Annotated in this window: 8 protein-coding genes; 3 read left to right on the forward strand and 5 right to left on the reverse strand. The window is 69.1% G+C overall.

Features of this window, described 5'->3' with window-relative positions:
* Both sppA and QAA18_RS11690 read right to left on the reverse strand, forming a co-directional pair.
* A partial coding sequence (gene sppA / locus QAA18_RS11685) for a signal peptide peptidase SppA (protein WP_279413148.1) occupies positions 1-1,723 on the reverse strand: 1,723 nt, incomplete at its 3' end.
* Between the two features lie 16 nt (positions 1,724-1,739).
* Positions 1,740-3,149 carry an MATE family efflux transporter gene (locus tag QAA18_RS11690; RefSeq protein ID WP_279413149.1) on the reverse strand — a complete coding sequence of 470 codons (1,410 nt, stop codon included), beginning with the start codon at positions 3,147-3,149 and terminating at the stop codon, positions 1,740-1,742.
* 68 nt (positions 3,150-3,217) lie between these two features.
* Between QAA18_RS11690 and QAA18_RS11695 the strand changes: the two genes are divergently transcribed.
* Positions 3,218-4,327, forward strand: a complete 1,110-nt coding sequence (locus QAA18_RS11695) for a DUF3667 domain-containing protein (RefSeq protein ID WP_279413150.1) — start codon at positions 3,218-3,220, stop codon at positions 4,325-4,327.
* A gap of 72 nt (positions 4,328-4,399) precedes the next feature.
* Here QAA18_RS11695 and QAA18_RS11700 read toward each other — a convergent pair whose 3' ends face one another.
* A complete protein-coding gene (locus QAA18_RS11700; RefSeq protein ID WP_279413151.1) occupies positions 4,400-4,912 on the reverse strand; it encodes a hypothetical protein in 513 nt (170 codons plus the stop codon).
* Between the two features lie 148 nt (positions 4,913-5,060).
* Here QAA18_RS11700 and QAA18_RS11705 point away from each other — a divergent pair, with 148 nt between their 5' ends.
* Together QAA18_RS11705 and QAA18_RS11710 are read left to right on the forward strand one after the other, a co-directional pair.
* The gene (locus QAA18_RS11705; protein WP_279413152.1) at positions 5,061-6,503 is read left to right on the forward strand and encodes a hypothetical protein; all 1,443 of its coding nucleotides are present in this window, start codon (positions 5,061-5,063) and stop codon (positions 6,501-6,503) included.
* A gap of 16 nt (positions 6,504-6,519) precedes the next feature.
* On the forward strand, positions 6,520-7,182 hold the full coding sequence (locus QAA18_RS11710; protein ID WP_279413153.1) for a response regulator transcription factor: 663 nt from the start codon (positions 6,520-6,522) through the stop codon (positions 7,180-7,182).
* Here QAA18_RS11710 and QAA18_RS11715 read toward each other — a convergent pair.
* Positions 7,169-9,061: an ATP-binding protein gene (locus QAA18_RS11715; RefSeq protein ID WP_279413154.1), complete on the reverse strand. Its 1,893-nt coding sequence runs from the start codon at positions 9,059-9,061 to the stop codon at positions 7,169-7,171. The genes QAA18_RS11710 and QAA18_RS11715 overlap by 14 nt on opposite strands.
* A 94-nt stretch (positions 9,062-9,155) precedes the next feature.
* Positions 9,156-10,478, reverse strand: a complete 1,323-nt coding sequence (locus tag QAA18_RS11720; protein ID WP_279413155.1) for a DUF3106 domain-containing protein — start codon at positions 10,476-10,478, stop codon at positions 9,156-9,158.
* Between the last annotated feature and the right edge of the window lie 385 nt (positions 10,479-10,863).

Here is a 10,863-nt window from a genome sequence, read left to right on the forward strand (position 1 = left end):
TTTCCGCCAGGCGGCCGAAGAAGCGCTCGAACGGCGTCGCCTCGCGCTCCATGTAGCGCACGCGGTACTTGCCCTTCTCGCCCAGCTTCGCGCGCGCGGCGGCGTCGGCGACCGCGTCGGGCAAGCCGCCGAATGCATCGACCAGCCCCCGTTCGCGCGCTTGCGCGCCGCTCCAGACCCGGCCACGGGCCACGGCGTCGATCTGCTCGACGCTGCGGTCGCGGCCCTCGGCCGCACGCGAAAGGAAGTCGCGGTAACCCTTCTGGATCACCGACTGGATCACCTGGCCCACGCGCGGGTCCAGCGGGCGGCTGATATCGAAGGCGCCGGCGAGCGGCGTGGTGCCGACGCCGTCGGTGTGCACGCCGATCCTGTCCAGGGTCCGCGGAATCGTCGGGAACATGCCGAAGATCCCGATCGATCCGGTGATGGTCGACGGGTTGGCATAGATGCGGTCGGCGTCCATGCTGATCCAGTAGCCGCCGGACGCGGCCACGTCGCCCATGGACACGACCACGGGCTTGCCGGCTTCCTGCAGGGCATCGACCTCGCGCCGGATCTGTTCGGAGGCGAACACCGCGCCGCCTGGCGAATTGACGCGCAGCACCACCGCCTTGACCGCTTCGTCGTCGCGCGCCTCGCGCAGCACCTGCGCGGTGGATTCACCGCCGATCCTGCCCGGCGGCTGTACGCCGCCTACGATTTCGCCCTCGGCGACCACGACGGCGACCTGCGGCCGCTCGTCCACGGCCGCCAGGCCACGATCGAGGTGCCCGATATAGGCCTGCAGCGACACTTCGCGGAAGCCGTGCTCGCTGTCGTCGTCGGCGACGCCGCGCTCGGCCATCAGATCGAGGACTTCCTCCTCGGTCTTCAACCCGTCCACAAGGTCCTGCTGCAGGGCGAGGTTGGCGAGATCGCCGTCGGCGGCGATCACGTCTTCGGGAAGCGTGTCGATCGCCGCGGCCAGCCGCGACACCGGAATGTCGCGGGCCTTCGCCACGTCGCCGAGGTAGCGCTGCCAGATGTCGTTCATCCAGAACAGGTCGGCCTCCTTCGCCTCCGGCGACGCCGCGTCGAGCACGAACGGTTCCACTGCCGACTTGTACTCGCCGACCTTGAACACGTGCACGTCGACGCCGAGCTTGTCCTGCAGGCCTTCGCGGTAGTACTGGCGGTAGCGCGACAGCCCTTCCAGCAGCAGTCCGCCCATCGGATCGAGGTAGAGCTCGTCGGACTGCGCCGCGAGCAGGTACTGGTTCTGGTCGAATGCCTCGCCGAAGGCGACGACCTGCTTGCCGGAGGCGCGCAACGCTGCCAGCGCGTCGGCCACCTCGCGGATCGATGCGTAACCGGAGAACGCCATGCGGTCGGTCCGCAGCAGCACGCGTTCGATGCGCTTGTCGTCCCTTGCGGCTTCCAGCGCGCGCAGCACGTCGCGCAGCTGCACCTCGCGGGCGCTGTCGTCGCCGAACATGCGCGCCAGTGCGCGGCTGGTGCGGTCGCTGCTGTACTGCTCGACCAGGCGGCCCTGCGGCGCGATCACCAGCGTCGTGCGGCCGGCCAGGGGCCTGGCGGCGTCGCCGGCCATGAAGATGCCGATGAACACCAGCATCAGGGCCAGGAAAACCAGGTTGAAGACCAGCCGACGGGCGAAATTGACGGCGTCCCACAAACCCCTGAAGAAGCGGGAGATGGGGCCTCGGTGGCTGGGCGCGTTCATGCGGATGCTCCGGTATTCATGGCGACAGCGTAACGGCTGGCGGGTCCGCGGGCGATGACCCGGAGGTCACCAGTACCTCCTGCAGCCTTCGGCTCGATCGCCGGAACCGCATGGCCATCAGCAGCGCCGCCACGCTCAGCCCGCCGATCAAGCCGGTCCACATGCCCTCCGGCCCCCAGCCCAGGTACAGGCCCAGCCCGGCGCCCATGGGCATGCCGATGCCCCAGTAAGCCAGTGCCGCCAGCAGCATCGGCACGCGGGTATCGCCCAGCCCACGCAGCGCGCCGGCGGATACGACCTGGATGCCGTCGGGGAACTGGAATGCCGCCGCATACAGCAGCAGCGACGCGGCCAGCGTCGCGACCGCGACGTCGTCGGTGTACACCGAGGCGACGACATCGTTGCCCAGCAGCAGCAACAGCGCCGACACGGCCTGCGTGCCGAGCGCCAGCACGTAGCCAGCCATCGCGGCGCGGCGCACCGCGCTGGCGCTGCCCCGGCCGAGCGCATGGCCGACGCGCACCGTGGTCGCCTCCGCCAGGCCGAACGGGATCATGAAACACAGCGCCGACACGTTGAGCGCGATCTGGTGCGCGGCGACCTCCACCGCGCCCAGGCGCCCGATCAGCAGCGCCGTGACGATGAACAGCCCGCCCTCCATCGCCACGGTGACGCCGATCGGCAAACCGGTGCGCAACAGGCCCGCGATCGGTTCGCGTCGCGGCCATTCGAAGCGGCTGAACAGGCCCAACGCCGCGAAGCGCCGCGACGTTGCCAGGTAGACGGCGAATGCGAGCGCCTGCGTCCACAGCATCGCCGCCGACGCGATGCCGAGGCCGCCGGCGCCCATCTCCGGAAGGCCGAACGAACCGAACGTGAGTACGTAGCCCAGCGGCACCAGCACCAGCAGGCCGCCGAATCCGAGCACCATCGTCGGCAACGTCCAGTGCAGCCCGTCGCTGAGGTAGCGCATCGCCAGGTACAGCGTGAGCGCGGGCGCCCCCCAGCGGATGCCATGCAGGAAATCACGCGCACCGGGGCGCACCTCCGCCGCGATGCCCATCGGCCCCAGCGCGAACACCACGATGCTGAGGAAGGCGAACATCAGCAGGCCCAGCGCCAGCGCCAGCCACAGGCCCTGGCGGAACAGCGGCCCGATTTCTTCGCGGCGACCGCTGCCGTCGAGCTGCGAGACCGCCGGCGGCAGCGACATCAGCGTGCCCATGGGCAACATCATCGGCAGCGCCCACAGTGCCGCGCCCACCGCCACCGCGGCCAGGGTCAGGGTGCCGTGGTGGCCGGCGATCACGGTGTCGACGAAGCCGATCAGGCCCGTGGCCAGGTGGCCGGCGACCAGCGGCGCAGCAAGGACGGCCGTGGCGCGCGCTTCGTGGCCGAGGCGCCGGGTGTCGGGTGCGTGGTTCATGGGGCGTCGGCGCCAGCCGCGGCAGGTCGCTGTAATCTTACCCGGGCCATCCACGGGGAACCACGCCGATGACGACCTGCCAGAACTGCGGCACCGAGCTGCTGGGGCCGCATTGCTACAAGTGCGGACAGCCGGTACACGGCCTGGTCAGGCACTTCGGCAGCATCATCGGCGACTTCCTCGACAGCGTGTTCGACCTGGATTCGCGCACGCCCCGCACGATCTGGCCGTTGCTGGCCAAGCCCGGGTACCTGACCTGCGAGTACTTCGAGGGACGCCGGGTGCGCTACGTCAGCCCGGTGCGCCTGTTCTTCTTCCTGAGCATCGTCACCTTCTTCGTCGCCCAGCTGGCGATCCAGACCGGCGACGGCGGCAGCATCGTCCAGGTCGACGGCGGCGACGGCATCGAAGAGGCGACCACCGTGGCCGAGGTGGAGGAGGCGCGCGACAGGATCGTAGGCGAACTGGAACAGGCCCGTGCCGAAATGCCACCCGGCGTCCCCGGCGCGCGCGCCGGGATCAATGCAGGGATCCAGGAAATCCGGGAGAAGTCCGAGCAGCGCATCGCCCAGCTCGAGGGCCGCGATCCAGAACCGGTGAAGCCGGCCGGGACGGACGACGATGAAGTGCAGGTCCGCTTCAACGCAGAGCCCTGGGATCCTGTGACCAATCCGGTACGGGTGGGCTGGCTGCCTGCCTTCGTCAACCGCTGGATCAATGCGCAGATCGCCAAAGGCCGCGACAACGTCAAGGAAATGCAGCACGACCAGGACAGGCTGAAGGACGCGGTGCTCGGCGCGCTGCCGTCGACGCTGTTCATCCTGCTGCCGCTGTTCGCGGCGATGCTGAAGGTCGCCTACCTGTTCAAGCGCCGGCTGTACATGGAACACCTGATCGTGGCGCTGCACAGCCACGCGTTCCTGTGCCTTGCGGTGCTGCTGATCCTGCTGCTGTCGATGCTCGGCGAAGCGGTGCCCGCGCTGGCGACGCCCGTCGGCTGGGCCGAGGGCTTGCTGTTCCTGTGGATGCCGCTGTACCTGCTGCTGATGCAGAAGCGCGTCTACGGCCAGGGATGGATCATGACGCTGCTCAAGTACCTCACCATCGGCATCTGCTACATCATCCTGCTGAGCTTCGGCGTGGCGGGAACGATCCTGGCCAGCCTGGTGTGGGGCTGAGGCGCCACCAGCCACCATGCAACACGGCGCGGATTGAAACCACCCGCGCCGTGTTCGTCGCTCGAGCGAAGACTACTTGTCTTCCAGGCAAACGGCCTGCATGTACTTCTTGCCGTCCTGCTGGTTGACCGCGAACATCGCAAAACCGGTGTAGTCCTTGCCGCCGGTCTTGGCCTCGAAGGTGGCGGTCCACTTGCCGTCCTTCTCCTTCATCTTGAACTGGCCCAGGTCCTTGTACGAATCGTTGTTGCAATAGGCGCCTTCCCAGATCACCTTCTTCTCGTTGCCGTCGGCCACCCGCTCCAGGCATTTGCCGTCGCGCGGACGGAAACGGATGTTCATGTCCTTGTCGCCCTGGACCACGTTGTCGTCGGAAACGAAGATCTTGAGGTGGCTTTCCTGGATCGACACATGGTCGTCGAAGTCGCTGTAAGTCTCGTTGCAGCTCATCTTCGGATCGCTCGAGGCCTCGATGCCGGCCTTGGCGTTGACATGGCAGCCGCACTTGTACTTGGCGGCGAAGGCTTCCGGACTGAAGGCGAACAGGGCCAGCCCGGCGGCGGAGATCAGCAGAGCGGTTTTCATGGCGTTTTCCCCCTCGGGGAGTAGTTGGTGGCGAGCATGAAACCCGAGTTCGCGCCGCCGAAGAACACCATAAAGATGGCATCGGCCGGCCGATGCGCGCGCGCGACGATGGCGCCACGCTCCCGCCATCGTGGACACCATGAACATGTTGTCCGCACGCCCCCTGTTGCTGTCGCTGCTGGTCTCCACGCTGGTGTCCGGCTGCGCCTCCACCCCGCGCCTGGAGCGCAACCTGGAGCGCATCGGCTTCAGCGACCAGCGCGCGCTCCCGGCAGGCACGGACGGCGAGGCCCTGTTCCGGCGTATCGGCGCAGAGCCCACCAATGCCCGCCTGCATTTCGACAACGGTCGCTACCTGCTCGAACGCGGGCGTCGCGGCGATCTCGAGGTCGCACGGGTGGCTTTCGCCAACGCCACGCTGCTGGCGCCGGACTGGTGGCAGCCGCAGGTGGGCCTGGCCGCCGCCGAGTACGGGCTCGGGCACCACGACGCGGCACTGGCCGCATTCGCCGAGGCGATCGCATTGCGGGGCGGTTGCGATGCCTTGTGCTACGGGCTGGCCTTCGTCGCCTACCGCGCCGGTTACTTCGGCCTGGCGGCGAATGCACACGCAGCCGCGCGCGCTTCGACGGTCCCCGGCGGAAAAGGCGCCGCGGCGACCGTCGACGCCTTCCTGTCGGCGGCATTTTCCGCAACCGCCGGCGGCCATGACGCGGCGATGCTGGCAGGACGCCTGCATGGGGGCGCGGACGCCGTCGACCTCGGCGACGGCAACGTCTCCATCGACGCGTACGTGATCCGGCAGAGCCGCGACGCCTCCAGCAACGCCGGGATCAACCTGCTCAACGCGCTGGAATTGCAGTTCGGCGGCACCCTGTTCGCCGCCGACTACAGCAAGGAGAACGACGATCCGACCAGCCGCAGCACCTCGCGCTCGCTGGAAGTCAGCATCCCGACGGTCAGCTACGCGCTGAACATGGCGTCCACATCGCGCAGCGGCTTCAGCATCGAGGCCAGTCCCAGCGTGGTCGCCGTGGCGGGCAAGACCTCGCGCTTCTTCGAAGGTTCCAGCGTGCTGATCGTGCCGCGTGGTGACGAGACCGAGCCGCTGGAACGCGACATCGGCATCGACCTGAAGGTGACGCCGAACGAGATCGGCGAGGGCTACATCGACCTGACCGCGGTGCTGGAACTGTCCAACCTGTCGGGCACCACGATCGCCGGCGAAGGCGCCACGGTAGTGCAGACCGACAAGACCCAGGCCGAGGCAACGGCGCGTATCCCCTTCGGCAGGGCCATCGCCTTCGGGTCGGGCGCGACCATGACGTTGCGCGACGGCGAATCGGCGGCCCCGGGGCTGCGGCGCATTCCCGGTGTCGAGCGTCTGTTCGGCACCGAACAGGCCAGCGCCAGGCGCAACGACGTGCTGGTGCTGATGACCGCGCGCCGCGGCATCGCATCGGCGCAGGCGCCGCGGATCGACGAGGCCGGGCTCTCGCGCCAGCTGTTCGGCCGCGCCCCGGCCACGATCGCCAGGGTCTCGCGTTTGCCGTCGCAAGCGCCGAGAATCGACTTCATGGACTGGCTGTGAGGACGGTGGCGAGGCGATGACGACAATCAGGATCCACCTGGTCGAGGACGACGAGCCCACGCGCAAGCGCCTGCATGCGGCGCTGGCGGCGGACCCCGAGTTCCAGGTCGAGTCGTTCGGAAACCTCGCCGACGCGCGCGCCGCCATCGCCGCGCAACCGCCGCACGTGCTGCTCACCGACCTGGAACTGCCCGACGGCCACGGCACCAGCCTCACCGCCGAAGTCCACGCCGCGCATCCATCGGTGGAGATCCTTGTGATCTCGGTGCTGTGCGACGAAGCCAGCGTGGTCGCGGCGATCTCCGCCGGCGCCAGCGGTTACATCGTCAAGGACGCCCTGCCCGAGGACATCGGCACCACGGTGCGCCAGGTACTGCAGGGACAGTCGCCGCTGTCCGCGGCGATCGCGCGCTACCTGCTGCGCCGGCTGCAGCCGGCGACCGAGCCGGCGCCCGACCCGGACCAGGCCGCCGAGACCAACCTCGGGCTGACCGCGCGCGAGATCGACATCCTGTGGGGCATCGCCAAGGGCATGACCTACAACGAGATCGCCGACGGCATCGGCATCTCGCGCAAGACCGTGCCGAATCACATCAAGAGCATCTACCGCAAGCTCGAGGTCAACAGCCGCGGCGAAGCGGTGTTCGAGGCGATCTCGCGCAAGCTCATCCAGCTCTGACCACGCTCCGCGGCAGGTCGAGGATCACGCGGGTCCCGCCGGCATCGCTTTCGACTTCCAGGGTCGCACCGAGGCCGGCGGCGCGACGCTGCATGTTGTCCATGCCATGGTGGCCGCGGCGCGTCACCGCTCCGCCATTGCCGTAGTCGCGGACCACCAGGCGTACGCCGTGGCCGGGCAACGGCGATTCCGACGAGGCCACCTCGACCACGTCCGATCCGGAGTGGCGCACGGCGTTGTTCATCGCCTCCTGCAGCACGCGGAAGATCGCCAGCGTCGTCGTCGGCGACTGGCCCGGCAGTTCCGGCAGGTTGCGCACCTGCCCGGCCAGGCGGATCCCGGAGCGCCGCCGCTGCGGCTCGACGCGGTCGCGGAACGCCACCAGCATCATGCCCAGGTCGTCGCCGACGTCCTCCATCGAATCCACCACCAGGCGCAGGTCGGTCAACGCGCGATGGCAAGCCCGGGTGATCTCGCTGCCCTTGGGGCTATCGTCCTGCTCGCCCAGGGCAACGATCGACATGAGCTGGCCGGCGATGCCGTCGTGCAGATCGCTCATCAGGCGCACGCGCTCGGCGGTCAGCGCTTCGCGCCGGGCGTGCGCCTTTTCGCGCTCGAAGGCTTCCTGCAGCTTGCTGCGCGCGGCTGCCACGTCGCGGTGCAGGCGCTTGTTGAAGTTCTCCAGCAGCGACAGGCCGTCGGCGAAGCGGCGCAGCATGATCAGGCCCATGATCAGCACCAGCAGCGGGCCGTTGAAACGCGCCAGCAGCACGTGGCCGTTGTCGAGGATGCCTGCCGTCACCAGCTGGTCGCGCGTGGTCAGCGACAGCAGCACGCCGATCGCGACCAGCAGCGTCAGCGCCGAACGGTCGCGGCCGCGGGTTCCCGCGCGCCACAGTTCCCACAGCGCGACCACGGCCATCGCCAGGACCAGCGGGATGAACAGCACGGTCACCGACTGCGTGGCCCAGCCTTCCGGCAGCAGCCGGAAGCCGAGGAACATCAGCACGCCCGGAAGCAGGAACCAGCGCGTGCGCACCGGCGGCATGCGCCCGGCAAGCTGCCAGGCGAAGGGCAGCAGCAGGCAGGCGCCGACGTAGCGCAACACGTTCACCGGCATCAGCAGGTTGGCGCCGAAGGCGCTGGCGATCACCGGCGACAGCGAGGAGATGGCGAAACTGAGCGAGATCGCCGCGCACAGCAGGTAGAGCTGGTCGTGGCGCCGGGTCAACCATATCACCAGCATGATTGCGCCGATCGCGAACAACGCGCCGTCCATCAGCCGCGGCAGCGTCACCACCAGGAACTGGGCGCCCTCGTAGTCGTCGCGCAGTTCCGATTCAGGGCCGAAGAACACCGGCCCGACCGCTGCGGTGCCCATGCGATCGGCCAGGTCGACGCCGATCTCGTTGAAGCCGGGCTGCAGGACGCGGTCGGACAGCGTGGCGATCTGCGGCGCGCCCTGGCCAAGTTTCAGCGAGGTCTGGCCGAGGGTGCTGTCGATCATCGGCACGCCGTTGAGCGAAACCTGCATGCGGCCGGTGAACTGCGGGACATACAGCGCGAACTGGCGGTTGCCCGCCGCAGCCGCGTCGTGGTTGAACTTGATGCGGAAGGTGCGCGCGCAGTCGCCGTGCGCGTGGCAGTTGCCCGGCAGGTGCAGCCCCATCGGCGCCGATTCGCTGCCGTCGTCGTGCACCAGCGCGCCCTGGTCGAAGCGTTGCACGCCGTCGCCGGTGGCACGCGCGCCGACATCCATCAGCACGTTGAGCGCGAGCAGGAACGCGATCGCGGCTACTGCGAGCCCCGCCACGTGCCGCCACGGCACCGGCGCGAATGCCTGGACGGGCCCTTCGGCGCCCGCCGCCATCTGCCTCATGCGTTGCTACCCCCGTCGCTGCCCCGATCATTGCCGCCGCGGCGTGCCGAGATGATGGCCGCGCGCGACGGTTGCCGCAAGCGCGCGGAAGCACTCAGCGTCGCAAACGCTCGCGCAGCCACGCGGTGCGGCTGGTGGCCGCGGTCGACAGCAGCTCGCGACGCAGCGCATCGCGTTCCTGCGGCGGCGTGCGTTGCGCCAGCGTCGCCAGATCGTCCAGCTGCAGCGCGGACAATTCGTGCAACACGGCGAGCAGGGGCTCGCGCTGCGCGGCGGGCACCTGCATCAGCAACGGCTGCAGCCTGGGCCAGGCCAGTCCCAGGCGCGGACCGAGCAACCAGCCGCGGCGCTCTTCATCCGGCAGCGCGGAAAAGGTCATCCGCAATTCCTGCTGCCTTTCCGGCGCGAGGGCGCTGAAGGTCGCGACCGCATTGCGCACTTCGGCCTGTTGCGCTGCCGGCAGGTGCTGCCAGGCGTCCCAGCGCTCGCGCAGGAAGGCTCGCTCGACCGGTGGCAGCGCCTGCCACGCGGTGATGCGTTCGGGCATCGGCATCGGCGGCGGATCGACCACCGGCACCGGTGGCGCCGAGGCGGGCCCGAGCTGCGCGGCGTGCCAGGCATGGAAATCGAGGTCGCGCAGCAGCGTCTCGTCGCCGCCGGCGAGCAGGGCGAGGTCGCGGTGGTTGTGCAGGGCGAAATCGGCGTCGTAGGTGGCCGCCGGTGCGGCCGCCGCCGGCAGGGGCGCGCCGCGGGCGCGCATCGGGGCATCGTCGCGATCCCCGCCGTCGCCGGTCTGCGGTCTCCAGGGGACGAAGGTCACCACCAGTCCGAGTACGCACAACGCGACGCCGGTCCACAGCATCGCCAGTACCCAGCGGGGCGCACGTTGCGCGGATGGCGCGGGAGCCGGCGGGCGTCGCGCCGGGTGCAGCGCCCGGGCGCATTGCCGGTCCCACCAATCCAGCCGATCCTGCGGCAACTCGCGCAGCTGCCCGCGCACCGATTCGGCCCAGGCCTGCCAGGCCGCCGCGTCCACCTGGCCCGCGGCATCGCGCGGTGCCGCACGCTGCACGGCCAGGCGCCAGCTCTCGCCGGAAACCCCAAGGGCCGCAGCTGCCCCCTCCTCGTCCAGGCCCGCCACCAGCCACAACAGGGCCGCCGTTCGGTCCTCCCCGCCCGCCCCGGCGCGCAGCGATGGCGAAGCGAGCACCTGGCCCCAGAACCGCTCGGGCCATCGCGACATCGGCTGGCCGGCGGCCAGGGCAACGAATGCGGGCAGAGCGGCGGCCAGCGCCCGATCGCCCCCAGGGCCAGCCTGGAGGTCGGCGAACAACAGGGCGCGGCGCCCGATGCCGCGCAGGAATGCGGCCAGGGCGGGCGACGCGCCGGCAGTGGGGGCCGGGTCTGGCGCGTTCATGGGGCCTGCTTCATCGGCTCGATGATAGCGATCCCCCGCGCGGGGGCCCGAATGCGTTGTGCACAGCAGTAACGCTGCCGTCATGCACGCAGCGTCGACATCGCCCGCGGCCGATGTGAGGAGATGGTTTCACGGTCAAGTATCTGATTCCATTCGATATTTGGATATTGGTACTTTTTTCGCCATGTGCGTCTTCAAGCTTGATTAAGGCTTTTTAGGCGTTTGCTTCCGACGACCATGCACAGGGTTATCCACATGTTGTGTGGATAAGGAGAAAAACCCTTGTGAACCGGAAGGTTGCGGATGGTTTCTGGCAACCGCCGGAACAAGTGAACGCAAGTCACATTACGCGAGGCGAGCGCCGCGCCGGGGGCGCGCACCTACA

It is taken from the genome of Luteimonas sp. 8-5 (genome assembly GCF_029763755.1).
Taxonomy (GTDB): domain Bacteria; phylum Pseudomonadota; class Gammaproteobacteria; order Xanthomonadales; family Xanthomonadaceae; genus Cognatiluteimonas.